Below are 16,898 nucleotides of genomic sequence, written 5' to 3' on the forward strand. Positions count from 1 at the left end.
GTGGCGGTGCGGCCTCAGGACAGCAGGGTCGCGAGGCGGGTGTGGACGGCGGTGCGGCCGTCAAGGTGTTCCGGGGTCAGGTCGGGGTGGGAGGGGTCGCGGGAGAGGGCGTGGAGGCGGCCGTCGTAGCGGGCGAGGACCAGGTCGGTGCTCTCGCCGGCGATTTCCGCCGAGCCCTCGGCGGTGTAGTGGGTGACGGTGACCAGCGCGGAGCGCTCGGCGCCGGCGAGCAGGGCGTCGGTGTCGGGGACCCTCTCGCGGTCCGCGGCGCTGCCGCGCGGCAGCCACTCGGTGAGGATGTCCAGCGCCTCCTCCATGGTGTGGAGGCTGATCTGGTGCACGCCGAGCGCGTCGATCCGCACCATCAGGGCGATGCCCTCCGGCTGCGGCAGCAGCAGGGTGCGCCACGGCTCGCCCGGCTCGGTGCCGGAGATCCTGGCGTCCAGCACCATCCGGGCGCGCTGCTGGAAGGCCACCGCGATGCCCAGGTCGCCGCGGACCTGCACCTGCTCCCCGCCGGATCCGGCCAGCAGCAGCTGCCGCGCGGCCAGCGACCGTACGGCCTCGGTCAGCTCGTCGTCGGAGGGGCGGGCCTCCAGGAAGTCCACGATCGCGTCGACCGCGGTCAGCTCGGCGATGGTGTAGGCGCCGAGCATCACCGGGCCGGTGTGCACCATGTTGACCACCGCGGTGACCAGTCCCTCGGGGACCGCGGCCTCGCCGGGCGCGTGGCTGCCGCCCGGGCCCGAGGAGCCGGACGAGCCGGACGGACCGGACGGGCCGGACGGGCCGGCTTCGGGGGTACGTGCTGCGTCGTCGTCGCTCATGCCTGCGGACCTCCCGCCGCCCGTGCGTGCACCGCGTCGACCGCCTCGTCGCACCGCTCGCGGAGCACCCGCGCGGCGATCCTGGACGGCGTCTGGGTGACCCAGACCTCGGAGTTGCCGAAGAGCCCGCGCCCGGCGCGCCCCGGCAGCGCCTCCCCCAGCTCGCCGGCCAGGTCCGCCCGGTCCGGCGGCGGGAAGGCGGCGGCCAGCTCGTGGGAGACGGCGGTGGTGTCGTCGGACTGCTCGATCCGCCGCAGGGTGCTGGTCAGCGCGCCGGCGACCGGCGCGGTCAGCGCGGTGGGCACCGCCACCCGCGGCGAGAGGTACATCGGGCGCCGCTCGGTCATCCGCGACAGGCCCCAGGGCCCGACGTTGCTGCCGGTGAACCGGTAGACCACGTAGTCCATCAGGTGCCGCAGGTCGCCCAGGCTCGGCATCTTCTTGCCGCCGAAGGCCGCGGGCGTCTTCTCCAGCTGCACCCAGGTGCCGGTCGTGGTGCGGCCGTGCAGCTTCTCGCGCACCACATGGCCGTGCATCCCGATGTCGGGGTAGCGCTTCTTGTCGATGTCGCGGTGGTGGCTGGAGATCCGCGGGTGGCTGCCCTTGCCGTCCGCCCAGCGCTCGTACAGCTCCGGCGCGTCCACCAGGACGTGCCCGCCGCACAGCACGTCGTGCAGCTGCGGGACCTGGAGCCCGTGCTGCTCCAGGTCCGACAGGATCCCGGCCTCCTCGGGGCTGAGCCGGGCGACGGCGTTCAGCAGCCCCTTGCGGTACGCGCCCGCGCGGGCGGTGATCTCGATCATCAGCCGCACCCGTTCGCGGGCCTGCTCGGCCTGCCGGGCGCGGGCCTGGGCGGAACCGTACGCGTCACCGGACCGGCCGGTCAGACGGCCGAGTCCGGGGTGACGGGAGAGCACCGCCGGATGCTTGCGGTCCATACCGGCAGTACAACACGGCCGGCCCGGTCCCGCAGGTCAGCCCGGCTGCCGGTTGCCCCCTCGGCCCGTCCGCCCGACCGGCCCGGGGGCATCCGGGGTCAGCGGGCCCGGGCGGGCAGCTTCCAGTTCGGCCGCGGGAAGTGGCACGTGTAGCCGTCGGGGTAGCGCTCCAGGTAGTCCTGGTGCTCCGGCTCGGCCTCCCAGAAGGGCCCCGCGGGGGCCACCTCGGTGACGACCTTGCCGGGCCACAGGCCCGAGGCGTCCACGTCGGCGATGGTGTCCTCGGCGACGCGCTTCTGCTCGTCGTCGAGGTAGTAGATCGCCGAGCGGTAGCTGGTGCCGATGTCGTTGCCCTGGCGGTTCTTCGTGCTCGGGTCGTGGATCTGGAAGAAGAACTCCAGCAGCGCGCGGTAGTCCGTCTTCTCCGGGTCGAAGAGGATCTCGATGGCCTCCGCGTGGGTGCCGTGGTTGCGGTACGTGGCGTTGGGCACGTCGCCGCCGGTGTAGCCGACCCGGGTCCCGGTGACCCCGGGCAGCCGCCGGATCAGATCCTGCATCCCCCAGAAGCAACCGCCCGCCAGGACCGCCTTCTGCGTCTGCGTGGCCATCTCCGTCCTCTCCTCGTCGTCGCCCGCCGCCGCCCTCGCGGGGCGTCGCCGGCGTTCGTGGTCGGCGCTCATGATTGATTTCCGCCGGTTACGTCAACGCGCGGCGGGCCCCGACGATTCCTTCGCCGGCTCCCTCGCGGACGGCGTCGCGCCGGCCTCCGGCGGTGCGCCCGCCAGCACGCTCCAGGGGCGCTGCCGGCCGCCGCTGACGGCGGCCACGCCGGCCTCGTCGTACCGCGAGGTGGCGAGCGACCAGGTCAGGTTCCCGGCCATGAGGTGCCGCATGCCGTCCACGTAGTGCTCGACGTGCTCGCGGGTGGCGCGCGGCACACCGAGCGCGGCGAGCGTGCCGGGCAGGGCCGCGGCGAGGGCGCCGAAGCGGGCGGTGCGGGCGTTGGCGAGGGCGGCGACATGGTCGACGGACTCCTCGATCGTGCCGCCCCGGTGCGCGCGGTGGACGACGACGCTGTTGTTGACGTCGCCGGCGGCCAGCTCCTTGACCAGCGAGACGATGTCGTTGACGAAGATCACCACGTCGCCGGTGATCTCCCGCATCTCGCGCAGCGCCGGCAGGCCGTACACCTCGTCCGGCAGGCTGTAGCCGCCGCAGCGCTCGGTGAAGTCCAGGCACGGCCGCACCCCGATGGTGTCGCGCCGCACGGTGAGGAAGCCCGCCAGGTCCGGCAGCCGGTCGGCGGTGCGGTGCCGGGCCTCGTCCTCGTGCGCGGCGAGGTAGGCGCGCCAGTGCTCGCGGAAGCGCAGCCGCCAGGCGGCCGGGGTGCCGGCGATCGACCGCAGCCAGATGTCGCGGAAGGACCGCACCAGCGGGGTGCTCCGGTACGGCCCGGCGCCGCCCGCGCCGCCGGTCGGTAAGCCGTCCGGCGTCATGGTGGCGGTCAGCGCCGCGACGAGCTGCCGTATCCGTGCGGGCTGCGCGCCGAGGCCGCCGTCGAACTGGTCGTCGAAGATGAAGAACCAGGCGTTGAAGTCGGCCGCCAGCTCCAGGTCCGGCGCGGTGGCGTCGGGGTAGAAGTACGCCATCAGCCGCTCCAGCCGCAGCGCGTCGTATTCGGCTGTCGCGGTGTCGTCGGTGAGCAGTTCCATGCCCTGCGCCCATTGGAGCGTGTGCCGGCGGGCGCGCTCGGCGTACTGGTTGAGCCGGGCCGGGAAGGGGATCCGTACGGCGGCGAGCCTGCGGGTGGGGTCCGGGGTCACGACACCGGGGGATGCGGGGCCGGGGGACGTCTCGGGTGGCATTCGCCCTCCTGAGTGCGCGGCGGGCCCGGCAGCGCCGGGCGGTGGTCCGGAGGTGCTGCGAGGTACGGGGAAAGCAGTCGGGGGAACATCGAGGGGGCCGGGGTGTCGACGGGGCGCGGGGGGGTCGAGGTATGGGGAAAGCAGTACGGAGAGTGCGGGTCTACGAGCCTAGGCGCACGCGGGGGCCCATGAGTGCGCCCGGCGGCGGCCAAGGGGGGCGCGCCCGGCGCACACGTGTGCGGTCGCGCGCCCGGAATGCTCCCCCCGGAGGGGGGTGGGAGGGTACCGTGCCGGACGTTCCCGCGGGCCAGCTCGCCGGAAGTCGCCGCAAGGCGGCGGAAGAACGCCCGCGGAGGACCGCACTCCGCCGCCGGGTGCGTACGCTGTGCCTACCCGGGGACGGGTGACGGTGCCGACACACGTTCAGGGGAAACGACATGGCATTGCGAGGGGACCGGCCCGGCGGACGGCGGCTGCTCCTGGAGCGCGAGGCCGAGACGGCCGCGCTGGAGGCCCTGCTCACGGACCTGACCGGCGCCGCGCAAGGTGCCCCGGCGACCGGCACCGGCGGCTTACTGGCCTTTGCCGGCCCCGCGGGCCTGGGCAAGACCACGCTGCTGGGCGAGGTGCGCAGGCGGGCGGTGGCCCGCGGCTGCACGGTGCTGTCGGCGCGCGGCGGCGAGCACGAGCAGGGCGTCGCCTTCCAGGTGGTCCGCCATCTGCTGCAGCCGCTGCTGGCCACCTCCACCGAGGAGGAGCACCGGGCGACGCTGGGCAGTTGGTACGACATCGTCGCGCCCGCAGTGGGCCTGGTCGCCGGCTCGGCCACGGTCTCGCCCGACCCGCAGGGCGTGCGGGACGGCCTGGACTGGATCGTCACCCGGTTCGCGGTGCAGCACGCGCCGCTGGTGCTGATGCTGGACGACGCGCACTGGGCCGACGCCGAGTCGCTGGCGTGGCTGACCGGCTTCGCGCCGCGCGTCACCGAGCTGCCGATGCTGCTGGTGGTCGCCTACCGCCCCGACGAACTCCCGCCCGCCGCGGCGGCGTTCGGCCGACTGGCCGAGCGGCACGGCTCGCGCGCCCTGGACCTGGCGCCGCTCACGCCGGGCGCCGTCGGACGGATCGTCAGGGACGCGCTGGGCGAGGAGGCCGACGAGGCCTTCTGCCGGGAGACGTGGGCGGTCACCGGCGGCAACCCGTTCGAGGCGGTCGAGTTGGCGGCGCGGGTCGCCGACCGGGGCCTGAAGCCGCAGGCCGTCCATCTGCCGGAGCTGCGCGAGCTGGCCTCGGCGGTCAAGGGCGGCGGGCTCATCGAGCGGCTGGAGCGGCTCGGCACCTCCGCGGTGCGCTTCGCGTGGAGCGCGGCGGTGCTGGGCGCCGACGCCTCCCGGGCGCGGGCGGCGAGCGTCGGTGGCCTCGGCGAGGCGGAGTCGGCGGACGCGGTGGCGAAACTGCGCCAGGCACGTATCCTCGCCGAGCCGGTGCGCGAGGGGCGCGAGGGGCACGAGGACCGTGCGGGTCGTGCGGGGCCGACAGGGCGTACGGCGGACGACACCGACGACGACCGGCTGGAGTTCTTCCACCCGCTGGTGGCCACCGCCGTCTACCGGGCGATCCCGGCGGCCTTCCGGGTCGCGATGCACGGGCAGGCCGCGGCCGTCGTCTCGCAGGCCGGGCTCGGCGTCACCGCGACCGCCCGGCATCTGCTGGAGACGCATCCGGAGAGCGACCCGTGGGTGGTGCAGCAGCTGTCGGAGGCGGCCCGCGAGTACCGGCGGGCCGGCGCCCCGGAGGCCGCGCGGCGCTGCCTGGCGCGGGCGCTGCGCGAGCCGCCCGCGATGGAGGACCGGGCCCGGGTGCTGTACGACCTGGGCTGCTCGGTGCTGCTGACCGAGCCGGCCATCACCGTCAACCACCTGCGGGCCGCGCTCGACGAGCCGGTGCTCTCCCCCGACCTGCGGGCGGCGATCGTCTACCGGCTGGCGCAGGCGCTCGGCCACTCCGACCGGATGGCCGAGGCCGCCGACACCGTCGCGGAGGCCGCGCGCTGGGCGACCGACGCCAAGACGCGGCTGCACATGCAGGCCGAGCAGTTCATGTGGAACGCCTTCCGGGCCGACGAGCAGGACTCCGCCGCCCGCTCCCGTAAACTCGCCCGGCTCGCCGACCACCTGACCGGCCGCGGCACCGCCGAGCGCTATGTCCTGGGCCTGCGGGCGTGGGACGCGATGGTGCGCGGCGAGCCGGCGACGACCGCGCTGTACTGGGCCGAGCAGGCGCTCGGCGAGGGCCTGCCGTGGACGGACGAGCGCTGGGGCTTCGAGGTGCCGGTCGTGGTGGCGCTGACGTTCATGTACTGCGACCAGCCGGGGCGGGCCGAGGAGCTGTTCCACCAGGGCATCGTGGAGTGCCAGGACAAGGGCTGGCGCGGCGCGCACCTGTCGTTCGGCTGCACGCTGCTGGGCTACATCCGCTACCGGCGCGGGCGGCTGAACACCGCGGAGACCATGGTCCGCGACGGGCTGCGGATCGCCGACCGGGTCGGCCACCAGGTGCCCGCCCAGTATTTCGCGGTCGGCATCCTCATCGAGATCCTGCTGGCCCGCGGCCGGGTGGACGAGGCGCAGGAGGTGGCGGCGACCTACCGGTACGGCGAGATCACGCCGAGCGCGGTGGTCTACCCCGACTCGCAGACCGTCCACGGCGAGCTGCTGCTCGCGCTCGGCCGGCACCGCGAGGCCGAGCAGCAGCTGGCGCAGGCCGGGGCGCGGCTGGACGCCCGCGGGATGCGCAATCCGGCGTGGTGCCCGTGGCCGTTGCGGCTGGCCGCGGCGACGGAGGCGACCGATCCGGTACGGGCGGTGGCGATCGCCGAGGAGGGCGTGAGCCGGGCCCGCCGGTTCGGTACGCAGTCGGCGATCGGCCAGGCGCTGCACGCGCTGGCCGGGGTGACGCCGCTGGCCCGGCGGCCGGAGGTGCTGGCCGAGGCGGTGGGGCACCTGGAGCGCTCGCCGGCCGGGCACGACCTGGCCAGGGCGCTGTTCGACCACGGTGTGGCGCTGCGCCGCACGGGCCGCCCGCAGCAGGCCGCCGAGCAGTTGCACCGGGCGCTGGAGGGCGCGATGCAGTGCGGCGCGGACGCGCTGGCCTCCCGGGCCCGCGAGGAGCTGGACGCGACCGGCCTGTGGCCGCTGCAGCCGCGCAACGCCGACGTGGCGTCGCTGACCGTCCAGGAGCGCAATGTGGCCGAGTGGGCGGCGCGCGGCTGGTCGAACGCGCACATAGCGGAGGTGCTGGGCTCGACGGAGCCGGCGGTGACGCGGATGCTGTCGGACATATACCTGAAGGCGGGCTGCGACCACACCGGCCTCGCCCGGCTCGTCGCCCGCACCCGCGCCGGCGACTGACCGCGGGCGCCGAGCGCGGCGCCGGCGGGCACGCGCTCCGCCGCCCCCGCTGCGGGGAGGCGGCGGGGGCGGCGGAAGAGGGGCGGTCGCGTCGGACGGTGACGTCGGACGACGGCGTCAGACGGTGGCGTCAGACGGTCGCGACGCCGTTGGAGTAGCGCTTCATGTTGTAGACGGCGAAGCCGTTCTGGACCGGGTTGCCGGCGTTGTTGATGGCGTGCAGCATGCCGCCGCCGCCCGCGCCGTTGAGGCACACGGTCATCAGGTCGGTGAAGACCACGCCGGGCCGGTCGGGCACCTCGTAGGTGCGGTCGGTGTAGATGTCGGCGTTGAGGTTGAAGAAGCAGTAGCTCCCCAGGCCCCACGCCAGGTGGTCCCGCACGTGGTCGCCGACCTTGTACGCGGCGTAGCCCTTCGTGGAGCCGTGCACCCACGCGGTCTGGGTGGGCACGTCGTACGGGTTCTCGTTCTGGAAGAAGTACGTACGGCCCGACTCGCCGTTCCAGAGCACCTCGTACTTCTGGTAGTGCTCGACGAACAGGCCGTAGGTGATGACGTGGTCGCCGTTGATGAGGATGCCGGTGTCGGCGGGGTTGACCGACCAGCCGACCGTGCCGTCCAGGCCGTGGTCGGCGCGCCACAGCCACAGGTGGTCGCAGATGACGTCGTTGCTGTCGATCTGCAGGCTGGTGCCGGCGCCGCCGGCGACCGCGCCGCCGATCCGGGCGAAGACGTCGAAGAGCACCGTGGGGTCGCCGGTGTGGCGGCGCCGGCTGTGGCCGTCGCCCACCCGCACCAGGACGGGCGTGTGCTTGGAGGCGGCCTCGACCAGGACGCCGGCGATCGTGACGCCGTCGACGTCGGCGACGTCGATGAGGGTGTTGCTGCGCGCCGAGCGCAGCGTGGTGTAGCCCAGGCCCAGCACGACGGTGCCGGGCCGGGTGACCCGGATCGGCGCGGTGAGGTCGTAGATGCCGGGCGTGAACAGCAGGTGCCGGCCGCTCGCGAGGGCGCGGTTGATCTCGGTCGCCGAGTCGCCGGGCTTGGCCACGAAGAAGCGGGACAGCTCGATGCTGTGCCCGGCGGCGTGGCCGTGCGCCCAGGTCGTACCGGTGGAGTTGCGGTGCAGGGCGGGCACGAAGACCTGGTAGTCGCCGTGCCTGTCCACCGTCAGGAACGGCTTCTCGCGGACGACCGGCGTGCGGTCGACGGTGGTGTAGGGCGGCGTCGGGAAGGACTGCGCGGGCGCGCCCTGGACGCCGACGAAGACCATGTTCCAGTTGGAGCCGGTCCAGCTGCCGAAGGTGTCGTTGCGCGAGATCCACTGCTGCTGCGAGCCGGACTCGACGTAGCCGTCCACCACGCTGTCGACCAGGAAGCCGCCGCTGGACCACTGGTTGCCGGGCGGGCTCGGCCACAGCGTCAGGTTGCCCTTGACGTGCACCCGGCGCATGGGGCCGGCCTGGGCGACGGCCCAGCGGTTGAGGCCGTCCGGCGGCACGATCGTCAGGTTCTCCGCGGCGCGCCAGAAGTTCTGCGTGCCGTTGCCGTCGAACCACTGGGCGTCGACGGTGACATGACCGTTGATCACCACGTCGGACGGGCTCGTCCCGAGGCCGAGGACGTGGGTGTAGAAGCCGACGTTGATGTCGACGTTGTACGTGCCCGGCAGGAAGGCCAGCGCGTACCGCTCGTTGCCGAACTGGTTGGACTCCTGGATGGCGAAGACGGCGTCGAGCTTGGCCTGGATCGCCGCGTCACCCATGGAGGGGTCGAAGACCAGGACGTTTCTGCCCAGGTCGGGGCCTGCGTGATGCCCGTGCGACCCCTTGCCGGGGTGGTGCGCGGACGGGCTGGAGGCGACGGCTGATCCGGTGGCGATACCGCCGGCCAGCGGCACCGCGGCGGCGGCGACGGCCGCCCCGCGGAGCACGGAACGGCGAGAGGGAATGACGGACACGGCTCTCCCTGTAGTGGTGGATGGGGAGGACACTGCGGCTGGCCGGACCGCGAGAGAGCGCTCTCAGGGCGAGAGTGAATCATCGTGGGTGGGCAGCGTCAATAAGCGTGCAACGGTTCTGAGGCGCGTCTCATGTGGTGAGTTGGCGGGGCGTCGGCTTTTTGCGGAGGAACGCCTGGATAGGCTGGCCGCGGGCCGCGGGGGGACGCGTACGGGGAGGTCGTGGGTGACGCAGGACGGGCCGGCGGGGGCGGGTGGCGGCGGGCTCGGCGCGGTCAACGCGCTCATCGAGGCCGCCGGGCGGGGCGGGCGGGAGCTGGGCCGGCGGCTGGTTTCGCAGCTCGGGCCCGGGAGCTGGGTGATGGCGCTGGACCGGCTGGGCGGCGCCCGCTACGCCGAGCCGCCGCCGGCCGAGGAGCGGGCGGCGGCGCTCGCCGGGGGCTGCGAGCGGCTGTGGCGGCGGCCGGGCAGCGTGCTGCTGGACAGCGGCGGCCACACGGTGCTGCTCCAGACGCTGCCCGGCTACCCGGACCTGGTGCTCGCGGCGGGCCGCCCGGGCCCGATGGACGCCGCGCACCGGCAGGCGGTGAACACCACGGCCGGCCTGCTGAAGATCATCTACACCGCCGCCCGCGAGCAGCGCGAGCGCGAGGCCGCGGTCAACGGCGCGGTGCTGCGGCTGCTGCTCGCCGGGCAGGCCGACAGCGCCGCCGAGGTGCTGGCGGGCCGCGGCGGGCTGCCGGCCGGGCCGGTGCGGGTCTACCGGGCGCAGGCGGCGGCGAGCGCCGGGGAGGCGGTGCTGGAGCTGGTGGTACGGGCGGTGGGCCGCGACGGGCTCACGGCGCTGGCGGACGGTCAGATCATCGCGGTGGTCACCGCCGAGGGCGCCGCCGACGCCCGGCTGCGCGGCACCCTGGCCGGCGTCGCGTGCCGGCGGCTGCACGTGGGGGCGTCGGACCCGGCGCCGCTGGCGCGCGGCCAGGCCGCCTACCGGGAGGCCGGGCACGCGCTGCGGGCCGGCCGGGCGGCGGGGCGCAGCTTCACGGTGTACGGCGAGCTCGCCGAGCAGCGGCTGCTCGGCCTCATCCCGCAGGCCCGGCTGCTGCGCTGGGCGGCGGCGCTGCTGCGCCCGGTGCGCGAGCACCCGGACGAGCGGCGGCTGACCGAGGCGCTCTTCGCCTGGCTCAACGCCCACGGCAGGACCTCCACGGCCGCCGCCGAGCTGGGCGTCGACCGCAAGACGGTGGAGCGCCGGGTGCGGCTGTGCGGCGCGCTGCTCGGCGCGGACCTGCACAGCGAGGGCGTACGGGTGCGGCTGCACCTGGCGCTGGCGGCGCTGGACCGGGCGGGCGGGCCGCGCTACGGCCCCGAGCCGCTGCATCCGGAGCCGGCGCGGCCGGAGCGGGACTGCCCGGTGGGGCTGCTGGGCGCGGAGAAGGGCCTGGCGTGGGCGGCGGCGGTGCTGGAGCCGCTGGACCGGGCGGACCCGGCCGGGCTGCTGCGCCGGACGCTGCGGGTGTGGCTGGAGCGGCACGGCGACCACCGCGGCACCGCGGAGGAGCTGGGCGTGCACCGCAACACGGTGGCCAAGCGGGTCGGCCGGGTCGAGGCGCTGACGGGGCAGCCGCTGGACTACGTGGGCAACCGCGCGGAGCTGTACCTGGCGCTGGTGACCGACCAGTACGCGCGGGCCGCGGGCCTGCCGCGGCCGGCCGCCTGAGCCTTGGTGCTGCGCGGGACGCACCCCGCGGTTCCGGCCAGGCTGCACATCGGGCGCGGCTGCGCTCCCCAGAGTGCACAGGGTCCGGCCGGGGCGCCGGCGCCGTAGCGTGGGGGCCAGGGGAGCGGCGCCCGGCTCCCCCGTACGGGCGCCGCTCCCCCACCCGCCCGCGCCCGCGCCGGGCGGCGCCGCGACAATGGCAGGGCAGCTCCGGAATTCACCAACTCGCCCCCGGCAAAAGAGAATTGATTTCCCGTCATATTCACCGGGTCGGGCGGCCCAGGGCCACCGGGCGGCTGACCTGCCGGACGATCACCGGACGCCCGGGCCGCGGGCCCGCCCCGGCCGTACGGAAAGCGCCCGCCGCCGGTGCACCGCCGCATACCCGGCGGCTTGTAATTGTGTGATGAATGCATTATGTTCCCGTGCATGTCCAGTGCCCACAGAGTCATCGCGACGCACGCCGCGGGAGAACCCCCGCTGGTGTGGCGCCTGCATGTCGACCTGTGCCACTGCAACGGCGATCTGTGTACGCGGTGACGCGCGTCCGCCGCTGACGTCCCCTCCTCCCGGCTCCACCCACGCCGTCCCGTGAACCCGCGGGCCGGCGCCCGAGGGTTGCCCGGAGCCGGCGTCCCCGGCGCGTCACGCGCCGACGTCCCGACCCCGGCACGGTCGCCCGCCCCTGCTCCTGAGCCGCCTTGAGCACGGCGCCGCGCACCCGCGCCGGACCCCGTCCCCACCCCGCCCCCCCGCGGTGCCCGGCTGCGCCGGCGCTTCCCCAGGAGTCCCCCTTGCCTGCCTTGCTCAAGAGAATCCCGTTCTGGGCCCAGATCCTCGGCGGTCTGGTGCTCGGCGTCGTGCTGGGCCTGATAGCCCGCGACGCCGACGTGCACTGGCTCACCGAGACCCTCACCCGTATCGGCGACATCTTCGTCCAGCTGCTGAAGCTGGCCGTGCCGCCGCTGGTCTTCACCGCCGTCCTGGTCAGCGTCACCAACCTGCGCAACGTCACCAACGCCGCGCGCCTGGCGCTGCGCACGCTGCTGTGGTTCTGCGTCACCGCGCTCATCGCCGTGACGATCGGCATCCTGCTGGGCCTGGCCACCAAGCCCGGTGACGGCGTGAGCCTCAAGGCCGGCACGCTGCCGGACGGCATCCACAAGGGCTCCTGGATCGACTTCCTGACCGGCATCATCCCGACGAACATCGTGGACGCCTTCAGCGAGCCGAACGTCCTGCAGATCGTCTTCCTCGCCGTCGTCGTCGGCGCCGCGAGCCTGTCGGTGGGCGAGAAGGCCGAGCCGCTGATCGACTTCGCGAAGGTCGTGCTGGAGGTCGTGCAGAAGGCGCTGTGGTGGGTCATCCGGCTCGCCCCGCTGGGCACGCTGGGCCTGATCGGCAAGTCGGTGTCCACCTACGGCTGGGACCTGCTCAAGCCGCTGGGCACCTTCACCGTCGACGTGTACGTCGGCTGCGCGCTGGTGATGTTCGTGGTCTACCCGCTGCTGCTGGCGCTGGTCGGCAAGGTCAACCCGGTCAACTTCTTCAAGGGCGCCTGGCCCGCGATCGAGCTGGCCTTCGTCTCCCGCTCCTCGGTCGGCACCATGCCGGTCACCCAGCGGGTGGCCGAGCGCCTCGGCGTGCCGCGGGACTACGCGTCCTTCGCGGTGCCGTTCGGCGCCACGACCAAGATGGACGGCTGCGCCGCGGTCTACCCGGCGCTCGCGGCGATCTTCGTCTCCGAGGTCTACCACGTGCACCTGGGCGTCGGCGACTACCTGCTGATCGCGTTCGTCTCGGTCATCGGCTCGGCCGCGACCGCCGGCCTGACCGGCGCGATCGTCATGCTGACCCTGACGCTGAGCACGGTCGGGCTGCCGCTGGAGGGTGTCGGCCTGCTGCTGGCGATCGACCCGATCCTGGACATGATGCGCACCGCGACCAACGTGACCGGCCAGATCGTCACACCGGTGCTGGTGGCCTCGCGGGAGAAGATCCTGGACCGGGTCGCCTTCGACTCGCCGCGCGGCATCGAGGACGACGCCCCCGAGGAGGCGGCCGAGACCCGCGAGCTGGTCGAGGTCTGACCGCTCAGCGCCCCGCCGCGACGGCCCCCGGCTCCTTCCCCCGCGGAGGAGCCGGGGGCCGTCGCCGTACCGGCGGCGGGAGCTGGCCCGCGACCAGCGCGGCGAGCGCCAGGCCGAACCCGGCGAGCTGCACCGGCCCCAGCGCCTGGCCCAGCACGGCCGCCCCCAGCACCGCGGCGACCAGCGGCGACAGCAGCGCCAGCAGGGCGGCGGAGGTGACCGGCAGCGCGCCGAGGCCCTGGAACCACAGGGCGTACGTGATCAGCCCGCCGACCAGGCCCAGCCACAGGTAGCCCAGCGCCGCGTGCGCCCCGATCGCGGGCGGCGGGCCCTCCACGGCGAAGGTCAGCGGCAGCAGGAACAGCCCGCCGGCGCTCAGTTGCCAGCCGGCGAAGGCCAGCGGGCCCACGCCCGCCGGGCGCCCCCAGCGCTTGGTGAGCGTCACGCCGAGCGCCATGGTGGCCGCGCCCGCGAGGCCGGCGGCGATCCCGGTGCCGTCCAGCGCCGCGTCCGGCCCGATCACCACCAGGCCGACGCCGGCGACGCCCGCCGCGCCCCAGCCCAGCCGCCACGCCGACAGCCGCTCGTGCAGCACCGGCACCGCGAGCAGCGCGACCAGCAGCGGCTGCGCGGCGCCCAGCGTCGCGGCGGGCCCGCCGGGCAGCCGCTCGGCGGCGGTGAACAGCAGCGGCAGGAACAGCCCGATGTTGAGCACGCCGAGCACGGCGGCCTTCCCCCACCAGGCGCCGCGCGGCAGCGTGCGGCTCCAGGCCACCGCGACCAGCCCGGCGGGCAGCGCCCGCAGCAGCCCGGCGAACAGCGGGTGCCCGGCGGGCAGGAACTCGGTGGTGACGAGGTAGGTGGTCCCCCACACGGCGGGCGCGAGCGCGGTGAGCGCGGTACGCGGCAGGTCCCCGCGCCGGGCCCCGCCCGCACCGGCCCCGCCCGCACCGGCCCGGCCCCCGCGCGGGTCGCCGCCGCCCGCCGCGGGACCGCGCGCGGGCCCGCCGGCTCCCGCGCCGCCGCCGGTGCGGCCCGCGCCCGTACGCCCCCGGACCGCGGCGCCCCCTGCGCCCGTACCCCCGCCCGCGCCGCCCGCCTCCGATGTGCCGCTCGGCGGCACCGCTGCCCCGGCCGTACCGGTTCCCCTGGTCATACCGGCAGTCTCGGCCCGCCGCCATCCATGAGTCCAACACATGCTTGTCACCGCATCGATCTCTCGGCACGATGGATCGCATGGAGTTCCAGCAGCTGCGGTACGTGCTCGCGGTCGCCGAGACCGGCAGCTTCACCCGGGCCGCCGAGCGGTGCCTGGTCGTGCAGTCGGCGCTCAGCCACCAGGTGGCCCGGCTGGAACGGGAGCTGGGGGCGCGGCTGTTCGAGCGCACCAGCCGCCGGGTGCGGCTGACGCCGGCCGGCGAGGCGTTCCTGCCGGCGGCCCGGCAGTGCCTGGACGCCGCCGAGCGGGCGAGGGCCGAGGTCGCGGCGGCGGTCGGCGAGGTGCGCGGGCGGCTGGCCGTCGGGTCGATCCCGACGGTGACCGCGGCGGACGTGCCCGGAGCGCTGCGCGACTTCCACGAGCGGCACCCGCAGGTGCGGATCACCCTGCGGGTGGGCGCGAGCGACGACCTGATCGAGCAGGTCCGGGAGGGCGCGGTGGACGTCGCCTTCCTCGGGATGCCGACGACCGCCGACACGCAGGGCGTGGCCGTCCACGAGCTGGCGCGCGGCAGCCTGGTCGCGGTGGTCGCGCCGGACCACCCGCTGGCCGGCCGGGAGTCGGTGAGCCTGCGCCGGCTGGCCGCCGAGACCTTCGTGGAGCTGCCCGCCGGCACCGCGGGCCGCGCCCAGTCCGAGCAGGCCTTCGCGGCGGCGGGCCTGAGCCGGGACGTCGCCTACGAGGTCAGCAGCGCGGAGTTCATCCCCCGGCTGGTCGGCCCGGGCCTGGGCGTGGCGATGCTGCCCTCGGCGTACGCCCCGCACCTGACCGGCGTCGCGACGGTGGAGGTGACGGACGCGCCGGCGCGGGTGGAGTACGTCATCTGGTCGCGTACCGCCCCGACGCCCGCCGCGACCGCCTTCCTCGCCATCCTCGGCGTCCCGGGCACCGAGGCCCTGGGCGGCGCACGGACCGGCCCGCGAGCGGGGAGCCCGGGCGACGGTCCCGGGGCCGGCCGGCCGGCCGCCGGGCGCGCGGCCGGCGCAGGCAGCCGCCCGGCCACCGACCGGACCGGCGCCGGGCGGCCGGGCGCGCGAGGCGGGTAGCCGGCCGGGCCGATGTCACACTCCCCCGCCCGGGCGGCTCTCTTCTGCGGCGGGTGAGGGCGGATCGGCCGCGGCCCGCCACGGAGATGGAGGAGAGATGAAGCTGACGATCTTCGCCGCGACCGGCGGTGTCGGCCGCCACCTGCTGGACCAGGCGCTCGCCGCCGGGCACTCGGTGACCGCGGTGGTGCGCAGCCCCGCCAAGCTCGGCGGGCGGGCGGACCCGGCGCTGCGGGTGGTCACCGCCGACCTGGCCGCGCCCGACCCGGAGGTGCTGGAGCTCGCCGTCGGCGGGGCGGACGCGGTGCTGTCCGGGTTCGGTCCGCACGGGCAGGCCGACGCCGGGCACACCGGCGCCGGGACCCGGGCGATCGTCGCGGCGATGCGGGCGGCCGGGGTGCCGCGGATCGTCGCGGTGAGCGCCGCGCCGGTCTCGACGACGCCCTCGCCGGGCCGCCCGCACCCGCCGCGGCACGACCCGGGCGACACCCTGGCCATGCGCTATGTCGCCGCCCCGCTGGGCAAGCTCTTCCTCGGCAAGGTCTTCGCCGACCTCGCCGTCATGGAGGACGTGCTCCGCGAGAGCGGCCTGGACTGGACGGTGGTGCGCCCGCCGCGGCTGACCGACAAGCCGCTGACGGGGAATTACCGCACCGCGGTCGGCCGCAACCTCAGGGGCGGCTCCACCGTTCCGCGCGCGGACGTCGCCCACCTGATGCTGCGCTGCGTCACCGACCCCTCGACCGTCCACCAGGCCCTGGGCGTCGCGACCTGAACGGCCTGAACGGCCTGAACACCCTCAGCGCCCGGAGCGATATGAGCCCGGCTCAGTCCGTGGCGCCGTCGAAGGCCCGCAGCAGCCGGTCGGCGGCGTCGGCCGCGGTCAGCCGGCCGGCCCGCAGCTGCTCCTCGACCCGCGGGGCGAGGTCGCGTACGGCGGGATGGGTGCGCAGCCGGGTGAGCAGGGTGTCGCGGGTCATGGACCAGGCCCAGTCGACCTGCTGCTCGCGGCGCTTGGCGGCGAGCGTGCCGTCCGCCGCGAGCCGGGCGCGGTGGGCCTCCAGGCGCTCCCAGACCGTCTCCAGGCCGGTCGACTCGCGCGCGCTGCACGTGAGGACCGGCGGGGTCCAGCCGGCGTCCGCGGGGTGCATCAGCCGCAGCGCGCCGGCCAGTTCGCGGGAGGCGGCGCGCGCGTCCCGCTCGTGCGGGCCGTCCGCCTTGTTGACGGCGATGACGTCGGCGAGTTCCAGCACGCCCTTCTTGATGCCCTGGAGCTGGTCGCCGGTGCGGGCGAGCGTCAGCAGCAGGAAGGTGTCGACCATGCCCGCGACGGCCGTCTCGGACTGGCCGACGCCGACGGTCTCGACGAGCACCACGTCGTAGCCCGCGGCCTCCATGACGACCATGGACTCGCGGGTGGCCCGCGCCACGCCGCCCAGGGTGCCGGCGCTCGGCGAGGGGCGGACGAAGGCGGCCGGGTCCACGGCGAGGCGTTCCATGCGGGTCTTGTCGCCGAGGATGGAGCCGCCGGTGCGGGTCGAGGACGGGTCGACGGCGAGCACCGCGACCCGGTGGCCGAGGCCGGTGAGCAGGGTGCCGAAGGCGTCGATGAAGGTGGACTTGCCGACGCCCGGCACCCCGCTGACGCCGATCCGCCGGGCGCCCCCGGTGTGCGGCAACAGCTGGGTCAGCATCCGCTGGGCGAGCGCCCGGTGGTCGGCGCGGGAGGACTCCACCAGGGTGATCGCCCGCGCCACCGCGGCCCGGCGCCCGTCGAGGACACCTTTCACGTACGTGTCGACGTCTTCTGTGCGCATGCCGCG

11 protein-coding genes and 1 pseudogene are annotated in these 16,898 nt (G+C 75.3%); 5 read left to right on the plus strand and 7 right to left on the minus strand.

What is annotated here, in order from left to right; all coding sequences use genetic code 11:
* Window positions 1-14: 14 nt before the first annotated feature.
* The 4 genes from HCN08_RS18370 to HCN08_RS18385 all read right to left on the minus strand — a co-directional run bounded on the left by HCN08_RS18370 (window position 15) and on the right by HCN08_RS18385 (window position 3,630).
* Entirely contained in the window at window positions 15-827 is an 813-nt protein-coding gene (locus tag HCN08_RS18370; protein ID WP_167984215.1) for a hypothetical protein, read from the minus strand.
* Window positions 824-1,765 (minus strand): hypothetical protein, encoded by a 942-nt coding sequence (locus tag HCN08_RS18375; RefSeq protein WP_167984216.1) that lies wholly within the window; start codon window positions 1,763-1,765, stop codon window positions 824-826. The genes HCN08_RS18370 and HCN08_RS18375 overlap by 4 nt, the downstream gene beginning before the upstream one ends.
* 98 nt (window positions 1,766-1,863) lie before the next feature.
* Complete coding sequence (gene msrA / locus HCN08_RS18380; protein ID WP_167984259.1) at window positions 1,864-2,373, minus strand: peptide-methionine (S)-S-oxide reductase MsrA; 510 nt, start codon at window positions 2,371-2,373, stop codon at window positions 1,864-1,866.
* A 93-nt stretch (window positions 2,374-2,466) separates the two neighbouring features.
* Complete coding sequence (locus HCN08_RS18385) at window positions 2,467-3,630, minus strand: isoafricanol synthase (protein ID WP_206318935.1); 1,164 nt, start codon at window positions 3,628-3,630, stop codon at window positions 2,467-2,469.
* 437 nt (window positions 3,631-4,067) lie between these two features.
* Between HCN08_RS18385 and HCN08_RS18390 the strand changes: the two genes are divergently transcribed.
* Entirely contained in the window at window positions 4,068-7,040 is a 2,973-nt protein-coding gene (locus HCN08_RS18390) for a helix-turn-helix transcriptional regulator (protein ID WP_167984217.1), read from the plus strand.
* Between the two features lie 130 nt (window positions 7,041-7,170).
* Here the strand turns inward: HCN08_RS18390 and HCN08_RS18395 are convergent, their stop codons facing one another.
* Window positions 7,171-9,000, minus strand: coding sequence for an adenylyl cyclase (locus HCN08_RS18395; RefSeq protein WP_322974530.1), 1,830 nt, complete (start codon window positions 8,998-9,000; stop codon window positions 7,171-7,173).
* A 226-nt stretch (window positions 9,001-9,226) separates the two neighbouring features.
* On the opposite strand from HCN08_RS18395, the gene HCN08_RS18400 reads away from it, so the two are divergent.
* Complete coding sequence (locus tag HCN08_RS18400) at window positions 9,227-10,720, plus strand: helix-turn-helix domain-containing protein (RefSeq protein WP_167984218.1); 1,494 nt, start codon at window positions 9,227-9,229, stop codon at window positions 10,718-10,720.
* Window positions 10,721-11,514: 794 nt separating this feature from the next.
* Window positions 11,515-12,810: a dicarboxylate/amino acid:cation symporter gene (locus HCN08_RS18405; protein ID WP_206318936.1), complete on the plus strand. Its 1,296-nt coding sequence runs from the start codon at window positions 11,515-11,517 to the stop codon at window positions 12,808-12,810.
* A gap of 4 nt (window positions 12,811-12,814) precedes the next feature.
* Here the strand turns inward: HCN08_RS18405 and HCN08_RS18410 are convergent, their stop codons facing one another.
* On the minus strand, window positions 12,815-13,966 hold the full coding sequence (locus HCN08_RS18410; RefSeq protein WP_456319011.1) for an EamA family transporter: 1,152 nt from the start codon (window positions 13,964-13,966) through the stop codon (window positions 12,815-12,817).
* Between the two features lie 80 nt (window positions 13,967-14,046).
* On the opposite strand from HCN08_RS18410, the pseudogene HCN08_RS18415 reads away from it, so the two are divergent.
* Both HCN08_RS18415 and HCN08_RS18420 read left to right on the plus strand, forming a co-directional pair.
* A pseudogene (locus HCN08_RS18415) lies at window positions 14,047-14,913 on the plus strand (LysR family transcriptional regulator); the annotation flags it as partial.
* Between the two features lie 259 nt (window positions 14,914-15,172).
* Entirely contained in the window at window positions 15,173-15,850 is a 678-nt protein-coding gene (locus tag HCN08_RS18420) for an NAD(P)-dependent oxidoreductase (protein WP_167984221.1), read from the plus strand.
* 52 nt (window positions 15,851-15,902) lie between these two features.
* Here the strand turns inward: HCN08_RS18420 and meaB are convergent, their stop codons facing one another.
* On the minus strand, window positions 15,903-16,892 hold the full coding sequence (gene meaB, locus HCN08_RS18425) for a methylmalonyl Co-A mutase-associated GTPase MeaB (protein ID WP_167984222.1): 990 nt from the start codon (window positions 16,890-16,892) through the stop codon (window positions 15,903-15,905).
* Window positions 16,893-16,898: the final 6 nt, after the last annotated feature.

Source organism: Actinacidiphila epipremni (assembly GCF_012034175.1).
GTDB lineage: Bacteria > Actinomycetota > Actinomycetes > Streptomycetales > Streptomycetaceae > Actinacidiphila > Actinacidiphila epipremni.